Below are 16,255 nucleotides of genomic sequence, written 5' to 3' on the forward strand. Positions count from 1 at the left end.
CGCTCGTCGGCCCTGTCGTCGGCCCGGCCGGCCGCGTCGGTCTTCCCGGCCGGGTCGGCGCCGGCCGGGACGGTCGCGGTGACCGCGGTCTGCTCATCGGGGTTCAATGTCGCGTTCCCCCATCACCTGGTCGGCTCCCCGGTCGAGCAGCCGGGCGGCGAGCTCGCGCCCCAGCTCCTCGGCCCGCTCAGGGGAGCCGCTTGCGGACAGCCGGATCTGGCGGCTGCCGTCGTGCGCCACGACGGAGGCGGTCAGATGCAGCTTTTGTTCTACTTCGGCAGCGTATGCTCCCACAGGTGCCGAACATCCCGCTTCCAGCACGGCCAGCACCGTGCGTTCGGCGGTGACCGCCGTCCGCGTCGCCGGGTCGTCGACCGCCGCCAGCAGCTCGCGCAGATCCGCCCGGTCGGCCCGGCACTCCAGGGCCAGCGCGCCCTGCCCGGGCGCGGGCAGCATCTGGTCGGGCTCGAACACCTCGGCCACCTCGTCCAGGCGGCCGATCCGCCGCAGCCCGGCGTAGGCGAGCACCACCGCGTCCAGTTCCCCAGAGCCGACCTTCCGCAGCCGGGTGTCGGCGTTGCCACGGATCGGGACGATCTCCAGGTCGGGCCGCAGCGCCCGCAGCTGCGCCACCCGGCGCGGCGAGCCGGTGCCGATCCGCGCGCCGCGCGGCAGGTCGGCCAGCTTGGCGGGACCGCACAGCGCGTCGCGGGGGTCGTCGCGCCGCGGCGTGGCCGCCAGCGCGATCCCCTCCGGCGGCGTGGTCGGCAGGTCCTTCAGCGAGTGCACCGCGAAGTCCACCTCGCCGGACAGCAGCCGGTCGCGCAGGGCGTTGACGAACACCCCGGTACCGCCGATCTGCGCGAGCAGCGCCCTGGACACATCACCCTCGGTGGTTACCCCCACCAGCTCCACCGCATGCCCCGTACGCTGGGACAACGCGTCGGCGACGAGCCCGGACTGGCTCATGGCCATCAGGCTGCGGCGTGTTCCCAGGCGCAGCGGCGCTCGCTCGTTCACGGCTCGGTTCCTTCGGTGATGTCGGCGCGGGTGACCGCCTCCGGCGCCTTGGGGTCGAGGTCGAACAGACGGCTGAGCGCGTCGGCGTAGGCGTCCCCGCCCGGCGCCGAGGCCAGCTCCTTGACCCGCACGGTCGGGGCGTGCAGCAGCTTGTCCACGACCCGGCGCACGGTGTGGGCGATCTCGCGGCGGTCGCGTTCGTCCAGGTCCGGCAGGCGGCCGGTGAGCCGGGCCAGCTCGGCCTCGACTACCTCGGCGGCCTTGCTGCGCAGCGCCACCACGGTGGGCGCCACGGCGGCGGCGCGGGCGGCGCCGAGGAAGGCGGCCACCTCGTCGGCCACGATCCGGCGCACCGCCTCGACCGCCTCCGGCCCGATCGCGTCGGCGGCCTCCTGCGCGGTGCGCAGGTCGTCCAGCCCGGCCAGGGCCGCGCCGGGCAGCGCCCGCACGGCGGCCGGGTCGATGTCGTGCGGGAGCGCCAGGTCCAGGAAGAACCGGCGCCGTCCGTCGCCGGCGACGCCCTGCAGCTGGTCGGCGGTCAGCACCAGTCCGGTGGCGCCGGTGCAGGACACGACCAGGTCCGCCTCGGCCAGCGCCTCCTCCAGCCGGGACAGTTCCACCGCCCGCGCGGGCACCTGCGCCGACTCGGCCAGCCGCACGGCCCGCTCGTAGGTGCGGTTGGCCACGATGATCTCCCGGGCCCCGGCCCGGGCCAGCGTCGCCACGGCCAGGCCGCTCATCGAGCCGGCCCCGACGACCAGGGCGCGGACGGCGTCCAGCGGCCCCAGGTGCGCGGCCGCGACCTCCAGGCCCACGCTGACCAGCGACGCGCCCGCCTTGTCGATGCCCGTCTCGTGGTGCGCGCGCTTGCCCACGCGCAGCGCCCGCTGCAGCACGTCGTGCAGGGTGCGGCCGATGGTGCCCTCGTCCTGGGCGAGCCGGAACGCCTTGCGCAGCTGCCCGAGGATCTGCCCCTCGCCCACGACCATGGACTCCAGGCCGCACGCCACCGAGAACACGTGCTGGATCGCCCGGTCCTCGTAGTGGACGTACAGGTGCCGCGACAGATCGTCCAGCGGCACCCCCGAGTGCAGCGACAGCAGCTCGGAGATCCGCGAGACCCCGCCGTGGAACTTGTCGACCACGGCGTAGACCTCGACCCGGTTGCAGGTCGACACGATCACGGCCTCGGCCACGTGCGGCGAGTCGCCCGTCTCGTGCAGCAGCTTGACCAGGGAGTCGCCGGACACCGACACGCGCTCCAGCAGCGGAACCGGCGCGCTGCGGTGACTCAGCCCGACCACCAGCACGCTCATCGGCACCCCACCCTCTCGCGGACCCTCGCCACTGTCATAGCTCAACCGCCTCTACGTACTGGGCAGTCCCCGACGGTCGATCGCCGTCGCCCACCGGTTCATAGTCGCCCGGCCCACCGGCCTTGCGCTGCTCGTGGAATGCCAGGATCTGCAACTCGATCGAGAGGTCGACCTTGCGCACGTCGACCCTGTCGGGCACCGACAGCACCACCGGAGCGAAGTTGAGGACGCTGGTCACCCCGGCCGCGACCACCCGGTCGCAGACGCCCTGGGCGGCGGCCGCCGGCGTGGCGATCACGGCGATGGACACGCCGCGGTCGGCGATCACGTCCTCCAGCCGGTCGATGTGCTCCACGGTCATCCCGGCGATCTCCTGCCCGACGATGGCCTCGTCGGCGTCCAGCAGACCCGCCACGCGGAACCCGCGGGAGGCGAACCCGCCATAACCGGCCAGCGCACGCCCCAGGTTACCCACCCCTATGATGGCCACGACCCAGTCCTGGGTGAGGCCCAGCTCACGGGAGATCTGGTAGACGAGGTACTCCACCTCGTAGCCCACTCCGCGGGTGCCGTACGACCCCAGATGCGACAGGTCCTTGCGCAGCTTGGCGGAGTTCACCCCCGCCGCCGCCGCCAGCTCCTCGGACGAGACGGTGGCCACTCCGCGGTCCTGCAGGGCGTGCAGGGCCCGCAGGTAAACCGGCAGGCGTGCCACGGTGGCCTCTGGGATGCCGCGGTCGGCGCGGTCGCGGTTGCGAGTCTGTCGTGGTGTCACGGCCTGCTCTTCGGGGGCTCGACTCTGCGGGCGGGGCCCGCTGGCCCCTGCCCCCAGGTTAAGCCTTTGTGAATACATGCACGAAGTCACCCCCCGGCGGAGCGTTCTACGCCACCTCGCCCTGAAGTGCCGCAAACGCCTTTAACGTGGGGCGTTCCTCATGAGACCGGACGAAACGCTGTGACCGATCGGACATCCGGTTCGGTCACAGAACAACGCCGTCAGCGGCCGCGCAATTCCGCGATCGCCGCGCGCAGCCGGTTCTCGTCCACCCGCCAGAAATCGTGCTGCACCCCATTGATCAACGTCACCGGGATCTGCTCCCAGTAGAGGCGGGTGTCCTCCTCCGACCGGGTGATGTCGCGCTCCTCCCAGCGCACCCCGGTGTCGGCGGCGACCCGCTCGATCACCGCGCGGGCGTCGTCGCACAGATGGCAGCCCGGCTTGCCGAGCAGAGTGATCACGATGTCCATGGGCCTTGGTGCGGGGTCAGGGGAAGTCGGGCACGCCGTGCGCGGACGGCGGCCTGGGCTGGGGCAGCGGCGGCAGCTTGGCGCTGCCGAGCCGCATCTCGATCACGTTGGTCGCGATCACGTGGGTGCGCGACTCGGCCATGAAGCGCCGCAGGTGCGCCTGGCCGCGGTGCGCCGCGAACGCCGCCTCGTCGCGGAACAGCTGGTAGAAGATGCGCTGGGTGGGGGCGCCCACCACCTCGTGGCAGGCGAAGATCACGGTGTCCGGCTCGGCCGCGATGGCCGCCTGCACCAGCTCGTCGGCCAGCCGGTCGAACGCCTCCTCGCGCCCGTCCAGCAGCGTGTAGACGGTGATCTGGCCGCACGCCGCCGACGTCCTGCCGGCTCCGGCCCCCGCCGCCGCGGCGGCCACCGCGTCGTCCACGGTGGAAGACGGGGAGGGCGGCTCGGCGAAGCGGGGCTCCTCGACCTGCTGCTCGGGGAAGCGCAGGTCGCCGCGCTTGGCGGCGGGCGGTGCCGCGGCCGGGGCCTGCTCGGCCGCCGCCGCGCCGTACGCCTGGTCGGCGTAGCCGCGGTCGGAGGCGTCGGCGTAGCCGCGGTCGCCGCGGCCGCGCTCGTCGTACCCCTGGTCGTCGTAGCCCTCGTCGTCGTAGCCGGTGGCGGGCTCCTCACCGTCGTAGGCCTCGTCGGCGTAGACCGGGATGGTGCGCGTCGCGCCGTACCACACCAGCCCGGCGGCGGCGCCGAGGGCGAGGATGGCCAGCGGGGCGGGCAGGAATCCGCGGCTGCCGCTGACGATCAGCACCCCGGCCAGGGCCAGCAGCGCGATCGGGATCAGCAGCTCGCCCGCCTCGCGGTCCTGCTTGCTCGCCAGGACGGCGGTGAACGCGGCGCACGCCACCAGCGCGACGACCGCCACCACGTGCGCGCCGTCCACCAGCAGCAGCGGGATCGCGTCGTAGGTGTCGCCGGGCTTGGGCAGCGACTTGCTGAACGAACCGCGCAGCGGGTCGACCAGCAGGATGACGGTGGCCACCACCGAGTACGACACCGCGAACAGCCAGGCCGCGAACCGTACCTGGACGTAGCGGGCGATCAGCTCGATCATGCCCAGCGCCAGCCAGACCGGCGCCAGCAGCGCCGCGCCGAGCTCGCTCACCCGGAACAGCGGACCGGCCCAGCCGAACAGGAAGCCGATCGCCATGGCCGCCAGCGCCAGGCTCAGGCCGACCATGGTCACCGACCACGCGATCAGGTACAGCGACCGGTCCTTGGAGGCGCGCGAGATCAGCAACCCGGTGGCCACTAAGGCACCCAGGGTCGCCGGCAGCGCGAGAAGAGCATCGACCATCGCGCCCCATGGTGCCCGATGCGGAGCGATGAAGGGTAACCGCTCCCGGGCCGGGCGCACCATTGCCTGTCGTACTGCTCGCTCTCTACAGTGGCTTTTCACGCCGGAGGTCGCGTACGCCCCGAGGAGAACTGCATGAGCAGCTTGACCCTCGATGCCCGAGTGGCAGCGATCCCGTCGATCCCCCGGCTGTCCCGGCGCACCGGCGCGTCCCGGCGCGAGGACGGACTTCGTGCGCGCGGCGCCTTCGGCCACGGCGACGCCTCGGCCTACACCGACGCAATGAAGGCGCTCGTGCTGCGGGCCCGCGACGGCGACGTCGAGGCGTTCGGCGCCCTCTACGACCACTACGTCGGGCTGGTCTACCGCTACGTCTACTACCGGGTCGGCGCGCATCCGCTCGCCGAGGACCTCACCAGCGAGACGTTCCTGCGCGCGATGCGGCGGATGGCCGACTTCACCTGGCAGGGCAGGGACTTCGGGGCCTGGCTGGTCACCATCGCCCGCAACCTGGTCGCCGACCACTTCAAGTCCAGCCGCTACCGGCTGGAGATCTGCACCGCCGAGCTACTGGAGCCGGACCTGCCGCAGGAGGGTCCCGAACGCGCCGTGCTGGAGTCGATGACCAACCGCACCCTGCTGGAGGCGGTGCGGCGGCTCGGCTCCGAGCAGCAGGAGTGCGTGGTGCTGCGGTTCCTGCACGGGCTGTCGGTGGCCGAGACCGCCCTGGTGATGGGCAAGAAGCCGGGTGCGATCAAGGCGCTGCAGCATCGGGCGGTGCGGTCCCTGGCCCGGATGCTCCCCGACGACCTGCGCGCCTGACCGCACGCCGCGGCACAAGTGAGGACTGTCCCAATTCTGGAGGTAAGAACGGCCGCCGGGACGTCGTTGACTAGGCTCGGGCCCATGCGGCTTTTCTGGCAGCGCGGCAAGGACACCGACCACGTGAGCGCGGGCGAGGCGGCCGCGGCGGCGGCGGCCGGTCCCGGGCGCCCGCTGCCGGAGCCGGACCCGTCGTCGGCGGCGTTCTTCGACGTCGACAACACCATGATGCGCGGCGCGTCGATCTACTACTTCGCCCGCGGCCTCGCCGCGCGCAAGCTGTTCACGCTGCGCGACCTGGCGATGTTCGCCTGGGGCCAGGCCTCCTTCCGGCTGCGCGGCACCGAGAACGCCGAGCACATCTCCACCGCCCGCGAGGCCGCGCTGGCGTTCGTGGCCGGGCAGAAGGTCAGCGACCTGGAGGCGCTCAGCGAGGAGATCTACGACGAGGTGATGGCCGACCGCATCTGGCACGGCACCCGTGGCCTGGCGCTGCAGCACCTGGACGCGGGACGGCAGGTGTGGCTGGTCACCGCCACCCCGGTGGAGGTGGCCCGCGTCATCGCGCACCGGCTCGGCCTGACCGGCGCGCTCGGCACCGTCGCCGAGACCCGCGACGGCGTCTACACCGGGCGGCTGGTCGGCAACCTGCTGCACGGGGAGGCCAAGGCCGAGGCGATCCGGGCGCTGGCCCAGCGCGAGGGCCTGGACCTGGACCGCTGCCACGCCTACAGCGACTCGATCAACGACCTGCCGATGCTGACGTCCGTCGGCCACCCGAACGCCGTCAACCCCGACTCGGACCTGCGCGCGCACGCCAAGCAGAACGGCTGGCCCATCCACGACTTCCGCACCGGGCGCAAGGTCACCATGGTGGCGCTGCCCGCGGCCGCCGGTGCGGGCGCGCTGGCCGGGGGCGTCGCCGCGGGCATCGCGCTGCGCAAGCACTACCGCAGCTGACGCCGCGCCCGCTCGGCGCTCCGCGGCGCCCGGGGGACGGCGCGGTCAGAAGAAGGCGGGGCCGCGGCGCAGCAGCGTGTCGTACACCATCTGCTGGACGTTCTCGCGGACGTGGTCGGTGATGTTGAAGACCGTCATCGGGTCGTCGGCGGCGTCCGATCCGTACTCGGCCAGCGTCATGGGCTCACCGAACTGGATCATCCACTTGGACGGCAGCGGCACCAGCCCGGCCGGGCCGAGCAGCGGCCACGTCGGGGTGATCGGGAAGTACGGCAGGCCGAGCAGCCGGGCCAGCGGCCGCAGGTCGGCGATCTTGGGATAGATCTCCTCGGCCCCGACGATCGCGCACGGGATGATCGGCACGCCGGTGCGCAGCGCGGTCTCCACGAACCCGCCCCGGCCGAAGCGCTGCAGCCGGTACCGCTCGGCGAACGGCTTGCCGACCCCCTTGAACCCCTCCGGGAACACCCCGACCAGCTCGCCCTTGTCCAGCAGCCGGGCCGCGTCGGACGGGCAGGCCAGCGTGTGCCCGGCCTTGCGCGACAGGTGCCCCAGCAGCGGCACCTGGTAGATCAGGTCGGCGCCGAGCAGCCGCAGGTCGCGGCCGATGTGGTCGTGCATCGCCACGGTGAGCATCAGCCCGTCCAGCGGGAGCGTGCCCGAGTGGTTGGCGACGACGAGCGCGGGCCCCTGGGACGGGACGTGCTCCAGCCCGAACAGCTCGGTGCGGAACCAGTGCCGGTAGAGCGCCCGCGCCAGCGGCAGCAGCACGGTGGCGTTGAGCTCGGGGTCGAAGCCGAACTCGTCCACCTCGTACTCGCCCACCACGCGGCGGCGCAGGAACGCCAGCCCGGAGGCGATCCGGCGCTCCAGCGACGGTCCTTCGGACGGCTCGGCGTCGTGAACGGCGGCGCCGGCGTGCCGGGCCGAGTCGAGCCGGATCACCCGCGCCCCCTCGGCGGCGTCCGCCGCGTCCGAGACGTCGTCGGCCGTCGCGGGCGCGTCCGGCGGGACACGCCGGTCGTCCTGGTCGTGCTGCGCGTTCATTCGTCGGGGACCTCCCTCCGCACGAGCCGGGACCCGCGCCTCCGGCCCATCGTTCCCCTCGGCGCCCGCCCGTGAACGCCGACCCCCGGCACCGTCGCGCCGGTGCCGTCCGTCAGTGCCGTACCAGCGCCGCGCCGAGCCGCTCGAGCAGGCCGAGCGGGCCCGGCTGCCCCATGCCGTTGGCCGACAGGAACTCGGCGAACGCCGCCTCCGTCGAGTGTTTCGGCCGCCACGACAGCTCGGCCACCAGCCGGGAGTTGTCGACCACCCGCCCGTACATCAGCAGCCGCAGCAGCTCCGGGGAGAACCCGGTCTGCCCGGCGAACCTGCGGCCCATGTCGCCCAGCACCGACAGCGACTGCGCGGGCATCGGCACGAAGGGACGCCCCGCGCGGCGCAGCGCCTGCGACAGCAGCAGCACGCCGTCGCCCGCCACGTTGAAGGTGCCGGGATGGTCCTCCACGGTCATCCGGCGCAGCACCTCGATGCCGTCGTCCTCGTGCACGAACTGCAGGCGCGGGTCGAACCCGAGCACCGTCGGCACCACCGGCATCCGCAGGTACCGGGTGAGCGGCGAGTCCACGCCCGGCCCGAGGAAGTTGACGAAGCGCAGCACCGACACCGTCAGGTCCGACCGGCGCCGCTGCAGCCCGCGCACGTAGCCCTCGACCTCGACGGCGTCCTTGGCGTACCCGTGGGCGGGCGCCTCGACCGGCTCGTCGCGCTCGGTGAACACCGCCGGGTCCATCGGCGAGGAGCCGTACACCGCGGCCGAGGACCGCACGACGAGCTTGCGCATGTCCGGCGAGCGCTGGCAGGCCGCCAGCAGCTGCATGGTGCCGATGACGTTGAACTCCTTCACCTTCGACCGCGGAACCGACTGGGCGGTCACCAGGCTCAGGTGGACCACCGTGTCGACCCCGGCCGAGGCGATGACCTTCGCGATGCTCGGCGTGCGGATGTCGACGCGCACGAACTCGGTGCGTCCGAGCGGCGTCGTGGGGGGGACCGTGTCCACGCCGATGACCCGCTCGATGCCGGGATCGGCCTGGAGGGTGCTTGCGACCCGCGCTCCCAGGAACCGGGAGACTCCCGTGACGAGAACCACACGGGCCGCGGCGGTGGGCATGGATGACACTGTGCGTCCCACCCCTTACGGCTGAATGGCCAGCGTGTTTACTTCTTGTTGCGCCGCTGGATGCGTGTCTTCTTCAGAAGCTTGCGGTGCTTCTTCTTGGCCATCCTCTTGCGGCGCTTCTTGATGACGGAGCCCACGGGACCTCGCTCGGCGAATCGGGTGACAGGAAAGAAGGGCCGTGCCGCCACCCGGCCCCATGTCCCATGGACGCCCGGCGGTCGCGCACGGTCCGCTGACAAAGGGTACCGCTGTGCCGCCCACGCTCGGCCCCCCGCCCACCGGCGTGCCCGTACCCGGGCCGTTGCCGGGCCGTTGCTCGCCCGTCAGTACCAGGTCGCCCGTCCACGCGAGGTCGCCTGTCCACGCCAGGGCGTCCGTCTGCGCAATGGTGCTCGTCCGCATCACGGCGCGCGCCTCCGCGGAGTGCCGCGTCGGGAGAGGCTTCGCTCCGGCGTGGTGACGTGCGGTCACGGCGCTGGGGTGGTATGGCCCGGCGGGCATGCGGACATGACGAACCGCGGGCCCGGCGCGTACCCGCCTGCGGCCGGCGGCGCGCCCGGCGCACACGTCGGTGCGGCCGCGCCCGCCGACGGCGAGGTCGGCGCGGACCCCGCGATCACGGTCACCGATTCCGGCGGCCGGGTGGCCGCCGGCCTGTCGGTGTCGTGTCGTGCCCTGTCTCCTCGGCTTTCCTGCCCCCGTGCTGGCGCCCCCTGCACGACCGGATACCGGGTGAACGGCGAGGTCATGGGTCATGACCCCGCCCTACCCCGTTATCCGGCTTCGATGAACGCGTCGCGCAGATAGTCGTGAACGGCCTGCTCGGGAACCCGGAACGAGCGGCCCACCCGGATCGCGGGCAGCTCGCCTGAGTGGACGAGGCGGTAGACGGTCATCTTGGACACCCGCATCACCGCCGCCACTTCGGCCACAGTCAGGAACCTGACCTCGCTGAGAGGTCGCTCGCCTGAGCTCATCGGACGCCCTCTTCCACACGTGCCGCGCACCGGCCCTTTGGGTGACTTTGATCACGCACGTGTACTTCCCCCAGCGTAAATCGTGTACCGACAGTCGCAAGAGGGGAGTTCCACCCATTTGCGTATCCCGACCTGTCTTGATGGCCACAGTCTGGTTTCGCCCCGAGGGTCACACGGTGGCACGGGCGGTTTCGCGGCCATCGGATGTGAGCCGGGACCCGGCGGCGACCGGCGACCCAAACACCAACGCACACCCACGAACGACACATTCGCCCCTCTACCGTGCTTCTGTCACAACCAGTGACATGCGCAGCGGGGGCCGGGAGGCGGTTCCGAGGGTCAGACGAGTCCGGCGCGGTGCAGCAAATAGGCGGTCAAAGGGGCGTAGTGCTGGGAAGATATGCCGTCGTCCAGCGGCACCACCGTGTGGATCTTGCCCTCGGCGGCGCCGGCGAACAGCGCGGGGTCGTTACAGTCCGCGAACCCGACGGCGTCGATGCCCGCCTGGCCGGCCGCCCCGGCCCAGCCGTGGTCGGCGATGGCCAGATCCGGCCAATTGTCTGATTCGGCTGCGAGCTCGCCCAGCATCGCCTCCATGGGGGCGGCGTCGTGGGTGTGGTGGGTGCGGCCGCCGTCGTCCTCCAGCATCGCCACGCCGCCCGGCGCGTAGACGATCCGCCGCCGCTCGACGCCGCCGTAGTCCTGGTCGATCTCGTACGTCCAGCCCGCCGCCGGCGTCAGCACCGCGCAGCCCGCCTCCCGCAAAGCCTCGGACACGGCCTGGTAGATCGGGGTGAGCGTGGCCGGGTGCCCGGTGGCCAGCACCACCCGCTCGCGGCGCCGCGCCGCCTGGCCGATCCGGTCGCCCATCGACTCCAGGGCGTCGATGGTCAGGTCCGGGTCGATCGTGTCGTCCCCGTAGACGTGGCGCGGGTCGGGGTTGACGCCGCAGCGCTCCACCATGAGCGCCAGCACGTCGGCCTCGGTCCACGACCGCTTGAGGTCCAGGCCGAACTGGTAGTACGGGTCGCCCGCGACCATCCGCCGGTAGTGCCGGAGGTTGTTCTGGCGGGGCGTGGCCACGTCACCGGCGATCATCGTGTGGACCAGATGGGCGCGCAGCTCGGCGCGGGACGGGGGCGTCAGGGTTTCACTCACGTTCTCGCTCACGGGTTCACTCAGGGGACGGTCACGGGGGCGCGGGGGCGGGGTCAGGGCGGACGGGTCACGGCGGACGCGGGGCGGCGGTCAGGCGTACATCAGCGGATCCAGGCCGTGCTCGGGGAAGACCTCCCGCCGGGTCGCCAGCACCGCCTGGTCGACCGGGTTCGCCGGGTCGTAGCCCTCGGCCCAGGTGCGCACCTCGACCACGCTGGTGCCGTCCGTCATCCGCAGCGGCGCGATCTCCTCGGTCCGCAGGCGGACGAACTCGCGCCAGTCCCGGGGGGTGGGCGTCTCGGGCGGGATCGGCCGTCCGGACGCCTCGGCCAGCAGGTGCGTCCAGGCGCGCGGCACCACCTGGACCAGCTCGTAGCCGCCGCCCCCGGTGACGACCCACCGGCCGCCGGCGGTCTCGTGCGCCAGCCGGTGCAGCATCGCGTACGCGGTGCGCTGCCCGTCCACGCTGAGGATCAGGTGGGCCAGCGGGTCGAGCGCGTGGCTGTCGCAGCCGTGCTGGGTGACCAGCACCTGCGGGCGGAACGCGCGCAGCAGCGGCGGCACGACGGCGTCGAAGGCGCGCAGCCAGTTGGCGTCGCCGGTGCCGGGCGGCAGCGCCACGTTGACGGCCGAGCCCTCGGCGCCCTTGCCGCCGGTCTCGGTGGGGAAGCCGGTGCCGGGGAACAGCGTGCGCGGCGTCTCGTGCAGGCTGATCGTCAGCACCCGGGGGTCGTCGTAGAAGGCGGCCTGGACGCCGTCGCCGTGGTGGACGTCGACGTCCACGTAGGCGACCCGTTCGGCGCCCTGGTCGAGCAGCCAGGCGATCGCGACGGCCGGGTCGTTGTAGACGCAGAAGCCGCTGGCGGCGCCCGCCATCGCGTGGTGCAGGCCCCCGGCGATGTTGGCGGCGTGCGGGCTGCGGCCGGTCCACACGGCGCGGGCGGCGGCGACCGAGGCGCCCGCGACCAGGGACGACGCCTCGTGCATGCCGATGAACACCGGGTTGTCGGCGGTGCCGAGGCCGTGCCGCAGGTCGGCGCGGCCGGTGGCGCCCGCCTGCCGGACGGCGGCGATGTAGGGCGCCTCGTGCACCAGCCCGAGCAGGTCCTCGTCCGCGGGGTCGAACTCCTCCAGCCGCACGCCGGGCGCGTCCAGCACCTTCAGCTCGCGGGCCAGCGCCATGGTCAGCTCGACGCGCACGGGGTTGAGGGGATGCCCGGCGCCGAAGTCGTAGGAGACGAGCTTGTCGTCCCAGAAGACCCGGAGTCCGCAGCTGTCGGAGGCAGGAGACGGCGCGGGGCTGCTCATGACGTTCACGGTATCGCCCCGCCCCTGGTCAGGCCGTGTGGCCTGAATCACATGCGCGCGGATCCGCCCGCGCCGTCGCGGCTGCGCCGCCCCCGGCGGCGTCACCTGCGGGAACTTCCCTGTGACCTACCTGACATTGGACTGTGCTTTACGTAACATGGGCGAAACCTGACTTTTGGGATGCGCATGGACAAACATCTCATTGCTGATGATGTACCCGAGCCGCCGGACGAATCCGGGTCCGGCGGGGCGTCGGACGGTGCGCTTCCCGGCGGGCTCGCCCGGCAGGCGATTCATCAGCAAGCGGTTCCTTACGACGGCGGCCCCAGCCCCCTCAGCCGGGCCATCTCCGGCACGCTGCGGCTGACGCTCGGCCCGATCGTGCACCACGTCCCCGGCCACTCACTGATCATCCGGACGGCCCGCACGACGGTCGACATCGCGTCCCGGCTGGTCAGGGCCGACCCGCGCGTCCGGGTGCGCCTGGCCGACGACCTGCCCCGCGAACCCGGCCGGCACGGCACCGGCCGCGTCCTCGGCGAGTGGGTGGAGCCCCGCGACCCCGGGGACGAGCCGCTCGACGGCGCCATCCTCTACCTGCACGGCGGCGGTTACGTCGTGTGCTCCCCCCGGACCCACCGGCCGATCACCGCGCGCCTGGCCGCCGACACCGGCCTGCCCGTCCTGGTGCCCCGGTACCGGCTCGCGCCCGAGCATCCGTTCCCGGCGGCGCTGGAGGACGCGCTGGACGCCTACCGGCTGCTGCTGGACCACGGCGTCCCTGCCGACCGCGTGGTCATCGCGGGCGACTCGGCGGGCGGGCACCTGGCCGCCTCCCTCACCGGCGAGCTGTGCCGGACCGGCCTGCCGCGCCCCGCCGGGGTGGTGCTGTTCTCGCCCTGGGTGGACCTGACGTGCGAGCTGTCGACGCGCGAGCAGCGGCTCGCCCGCGACCCGTACATCAGCGCGTCCACCGCCCGGCGCGTCGCCCGCCTCGTGGTCGGCACCGCCGACCTGCAGGACCCCAGGCTGGCCCTGCTGGCCTGCCGCTGGACCGACACGCCGCCGGTCCTCATCCAGGTCGGCAGCCGGGAGGTGCTGCGGCCCGAGGCCGAGGCGCTGGCCGGGGCCATCAGCGAGGGCGGCGGCGACTGCCTGCTGCAGGTGTGGAACGGCCAGATGCACGTGTTCCAGATGCTCAACCGGGTGCTGCCCGAGGCGGACGCGGCGATGAGCGAGACCGCCCGCTTCGTCCGCTCGGTCCTCGCCGCGCCCGCCGCACGGGGCCGCACGCCGGGCAAAAGCCGCACGGCCGGCCGAGGACGCACCGCCGCGCGAGGCCGCCGCGCGAACGGAGGCCGCGGCGGCGACGGGGGCCAGTCCGGTGCCGAGGCCGTCGCATGACGGCCCCCGGACGGCCGCCCGGCCACAGGACTTGAGGCTGCCTCCGCACACCCGCCTGGTGCACAAGGCCGCGGGAGTGCGGAGGCGCCTCGCCAACCTCGGCCCGCGCCTCGCGAAAGGCCCTCGCACGGGAAGCCCTCGCGCAAGACCCTCGTACGGGAAGGCCCAACGCCCTCGTCAGGCGCCGCGTCAGCCCTCCGCGGCCGCCTCGGGCCGTTCGCCCGGCCGCCGCGACGAGCGCCCCACGGTGAGGAACCCCGCCAGCGCGGCCAGCGCGGCGACGCCCTCGCCGACCAGGCTGGCGGTCTTCTCGCCGTACCAGACCGGCTCGTACATGTTCGGCAGCGGGCCGAGCGCGCCCACGTCGACGGCGTAGTAGAGCAGCAGCGCGCCGACCGCGCTGCCCGCCACCAGGAACGCGACCGCGTACGTCCAGCGGCGCGCCAGCACCAGGACCAGCACCGCCGCCAGCGCGGCGGCCACGGCCTGGACCCGGAACAGCACGTCGCCGCCGATGCTGCCGCCCTCCACGAACTTCATGTCGGGGGCGAACCGCCAGTGCACGAAGGCGTCGACCGCCAGTCCGGCGGCCACGAGCAGGCGAAGCGGGATGTCCATGTCCCTAACACGGTCGCCGGGGCGCATCGGCTCAAATTCGGCGCGATCCGGCCCGGATTCGTCCGGCGGTCAGCCGCCGGCGAGCTCGCGGCCCCGGTCGCGGGCGGCCTCGATCGCCTCCAGGACGGCGGCGCGCACCCCGTGCTTCTCCAGCTCGCGGATGGCGGCGATCGTCGTCCCGCCTGGCGAGGTCACCGCCTCGCGCAGCAGCACCGGGTGCTCGCCCGAGTCGCGCAGCATGACCGCCGCCCCGACGGCCGACTGGATCACCATCTCCAGCGCGGCCGCGCGCGGCATGCCCAGCAGGATGCCCGCGTCGACCATGGCCTCGACCAGGTAGTAGAAGTACGCCGGGCCGCTGCCGGACAGCGCGGTGGCCGCGTCCTGCAGCGACTCGGGGATGCGCAGCACCTTGCCGACCGGGCTGAGCAGCTCCTCGGCCAGCTTCAGGTGCTCCTCGCCGGCATGCGAGCCCGCCGAGATCACGCTCATCGCCTCGTCCACGAGCACGGGCGTGTTGGACATGACCCGCACCACCGGCAGGTCGGCGGGCAGCCGGTCCTGGACGAACGACGTGGTGATGCCGGCCGCCATGGAGATCACCAGCCGTCCGGACGGCACGTGCGGGGCGATCTCGTCCAGCAGGGCCCCCATGTCCTGCGGCTTGACGGCCAGCACCAGCGTGCTCGCCGTCCGGGCGGCCTCCACGTTGGTGACGATCTGGACGCCGTAGCGTTCGCGCAGCAGCGCCCCGCGCTCCTCGCGGCGGACGGTGGCCATCAGCTCGGCCGGGCGGCGGCCGGCCCGCAGCACGCCGGACAGCAGCGCCTCGCCCATCTTCCCGGCACCCAGAATCGCGATCATTTACGCACCTTGACGTGGGGTTTCTCCTGACCACGCCAGACTATCGAGGGGCCCCGCGGCTAGGAGCGCGTGGCCACCGAGCGCAGGAAGAAGCGCAGGTTGGCGGGCTTCTCGGCGAGCCGCCGCATGAAGTAGCCGTACCACTCGCCGCCGTAGGCGACGTACACGCGCACCCGCTCGCCCTCGGCGGCGAGCCGCCGCTGCTCCTGCGGCCGGATGCCGTACAGCATCTGGTACTCGTAGCTGCCCGGGGCACGATCGTTGACCAGCGCGAACGTGGCGGCGATGCTGATCAGCCGCGGGTCGTGCGTGGCCAGCATCGGGTAGCCCTTGCCGTTCATCAGGATCCGCATGCACCGCACGTACGACCGGTCGATCTCGGCCTTGTCGGTGAACGCGACGTGCTCGGGCGCGGCGTAGGCGCCCTTGCACAGCCGCACCCGCGACCCCTCGTAGGCCAGCTCGGCGCAGTACTCCTCGGCGCGGCGCAGGTACGACTGGATCACCGCCCCGGTGTCGGGGTGGTCGCGCCGCAGCTCCTGCAGGATGCGCAGGGTGGAGTCGACGGTGGTGTGGTCCTCCATGTCGAGGGTCACCGTGGTGCCGGCCGAACGGGCGGCGGCGCACACCCGCCGGGCGTTCTCCAGCGCCAGATCCTCGTCCAGGGCCTGGCCCACGGCGGTCAGCTTCAGCGACACCTCGGCGCGGCCGCCCAGCCCGGTGTCGGCCAGCCGGCCCAGCAGCTCGACGTAGTGCTTGACGGTGGACTCGGCCTGGCCCTTGTCGTGGACGTCCTCGCCGAGCACGTCCAGGGTGACCGCCAGCCCCTCGCCGGTCAGTTCGCGGGTGACCCGCAACGCGTCGTCGATGGTGTCGCCCGCGATGAAGCGGCGCACCACGTCGCGGGTGAACGGAGCGGTCTCGACGAGCCTGCGTACGCCGCCGCGGCGGGAGGCGACCAGAAGAGCCTGACGAAGCACTGGCAACCCCTTCTCCGGTGGGACGACACTGTCCGCTGTCCCGG

17 protein-coding genes are annotated in these 16,255 nt (G+C 73.0%); 3 read left to right on the top strand and 14 right to left on the bottom strand.

The genetic code is table 11. The features are described 5' to 3' along the window. Positions 1–93: 93 nt before the first annotated feature. From hemC to ABD811_RS21055, 5 genes are all read right to left on the bottom strand, one after another. Positions 94–1,020 (bottom strand): hydroxymethylbilane synthase, encoded by a 927-nt coding sequence (hemC, locus tag ABD811_RS21035; RefSeq protein WP_344950216.1) that lies wholly within the window; start codon positions 1,018–1,020, stop codon positions 94–96. Further along, positions 1,017–2,336, bottom strand: a complete 1,320-nt coding sequence (locus ABD811_RS21040; protein WP_344950219.1) for a glutamyl-tRNA reductase — start codon at positions 2,334–2,336, stop codon at positions 1,017–1,019. Before ABD811_RS21040 ends, hemC begins: the two co-directional genes overlap by 4 nt. Before the next feature lie 34 nt (positions 2,337–2,370). Next, positions 2,371–3,111, bottom strand: a complete 741-nt coding sequence (locus tag ABD811_RS21045; RefSeq protein ID WP_344950221.1) for a redox-sensing transcriptional repressor Rex — start codon at positions 3,109–3,111, stop codon at positions 2,371–2,373. Between the two features lie 221 nt (positions 3,112–3,332). After that, complete coding sequence (locus tag ABD811_RS21050) at positions 3,333–3,584, bottom strand: glutaredoxin family protein (RefSeq protein ID WP_344950224.1); 252 nt, start codon at positions 3,582–3,584, stop codon at positions 3,333–3,335. A 16-nt stretch (positions 3,585–3,600) separates the two neighbouring features. Further along, positions 3,601–4,935 (bottom strand): putative quinol monooxygenase, encoded by a 1,335-nt coding sequence (locus ABD811_RS21055; protein ID WP_344950226.1) that lies wholly within the window; start codon positions 4,933–4,935, stop codon positions 3,601–3,603. A gap of 135 nt (positions 4,936–5,070) precedes the next feature. Between ABD811_RS21055 and ABD811_RS21060 the strand changes: the two genes are divergently transcribed. Together ABD811_RS21060 and ABD811_RS21065 are read left to right on the top strand one after the other, a co-directional pair. Continuing rightward, positions 5,071–5,757 (top strand): sigma-70 family RNA polymerase sigma factor, encoded by a 687-nt coding sequence (locus ABD811_RS21060; protein WP_344950228.1) that lies wholly within the window; start codon positions 5,071–5,073, stop codon positions 5,755–5,757. An 84-nt stretch (positions 5,758–5,841) separates the two neighbouring features. Further along, the gene (locus tag ABD811_RS21065) at positions 5,842–6,717 is read left to right on the top strand and encodes an HAD family hydrolase (protein WP_344950230.1); all 876 of its coding nucleotides are present in this window, start codon (positions 5,842–5,844) and stop codon (positions 6,715–6,717) included. A 45-nt stretch (positions 6,718–6,762) separates the two neighbouring features. Here the strand turns inward: ABD811_RS21065 and ABD811_RS21070 are convergent, their stop codons facing one another. From ABD811_RS21070 to ABD811_RS21095, 6 genes are all read right to left on the bottom strand, one after another. Then, positions 6,763–7,764 carry a lysophospholipid acyltransferase family protein gene (locus tag ABD811_RS21070; protein ID WP_344950234.1) on the bottom strand — a complete coding sequence of 334 codons (1,002 nt, stop codon included), beginning with the start codon at positions 7,762–7,764 and terminating at the stop codon, positions 6,763–6,765. A gap of 112 nt (positions 7,765–7,876) precedes the next feature. Next, complete coding sequence (locus tag ABD811_RS21075; RefSeq protein ID WP_344950237.1) at positions 7,877–8,893, bottom strand: NAD-dependent epimerase/dehydratase family protein; 1,017 nt, start codon at positions 8,891–8,893, stop codon at positions 7,877–7,879. 47 nt (positions 8,894–8,940) lie between these two features. Beyond that, on the bottom strand, positions 8,941–9,039 hold the full coding sequence (locus tag ABD811_RS21080; protein WP_018654693.1) for a 30S ribosomal protein bS22: 99 nt from the start codon (positions 9,037–9,039) through the stop codon (positions 8,941–8,943). Between the two features lie 636 nt (positions 9,040–9,675). Beyond that, positions 9,676–9,879: a helix-turn-helix domain-containing protein gene (locus ABD811_RS21085; RefSeq protein ID WP_026414196.1), complete on the bottom strand. Its 204-nt coding sequence runs from the start codon at positions 9,877–9,879 to the stop codon at positions 9,676–9,678. A 339-nt stretch (positions 9,880–10,218) separates the two neighbouring features. Next, complete coding sequence (locus ABD811_RS21090) at positions 10,219–11,025, bottom strand: phosphatase (protein WP_344950299.1); 807 nt, start codon at positions 11,023–11,025, stop codon at positions 10,219–10,221. Positions 11,026–11,127: 102 nt separating this feature from the next. Then, the gene (locus tag ABD811_RS21095; protein ID WP_344950240.1) at positions 11,128–12,345 is read right to left on the bottom strand and encodes an acetoin utilization protein AcuC; all 1,218 of its coding nucleotides are present in this window, start codon (positions 12,343–12,345) and stop codon (positions 11,128–11,130) included. 186 nt (positions 12,346–12,531) lie between these two features. Between ABD811_RS21095 and ABD811_RS21100 the strand changes: the two genes are divergently transcribed. Next, the gene (locus ABD811_RS21100; RefSeq protein WP_344950243.1) at positions 12,532–13,749 is read left to right on the top strand and encodes an alpha/beta hydrolase; all 1,218 of its coding nucleotides are present in this window, start codon (positions 12,532–12,534) and stop codon (positions 13,747–13,749) included. A gap of 189 nt (positions 13,750–13,938) precedes the next feature. Here ABD811_RS21100 and ABD811_RS21105 read toward each other — a convergent pair whose 3' ends face one another. The 3 genes from ABD811_RS21105 to ABD811_RS21115 all read right to left on the bottom strand — a co-directional run bounded on the left by ABD811_RS21105 (position 13,939) and on the right by ABD811_RS21115 (position 16,211). Continuing rightward, positions 13,939–14,367 (bottom strand): hypothetical protein, encoded by a 429-nt coding sequence (locus ABD811_RS21105; protein WP_344950246.1) that lies wholly within the window; start codon positions 14,365–14,367, stop codon positions 13,939–13,941. 69 nt (positions 14,368–14,436) lie between these two features. Then, entirely contained in the window at positions 14,437–15,231 is a 795-nt protein-coding gene (proC, locus tag ABD811_RS21110) for a pyrroline-5-carboxylate reductase (RefSeq protein WP_344950250.1), read from the bottom strand. 59 nt (positions 15,232–15,290) lie between these two features. After that, positions 15,291–16,211, bottom strand: a complete 921-nt coding sequence (locus ABD811_RS21115; RefSeq protein WP_344950253.1) for a proline dehydrogenase family protein — start codon at positions 16,209–16,211, stop codon at positions 15,291–15,293. Positions 16,212–16,255 lie beyond the last annotated feature (44 nt).

Origin of the sequence: Actinomadura miaoliensis (assembly GCF_039536785.1) — a bacterium.
In the GTDB taxonomy this organism is placed as follows: Bacteria; Actinomycetota; Actinomycetes; order Streptosporangiales; family Streptosporangiaceae; genus Spirillospora; species Spirillospora miaoliensis.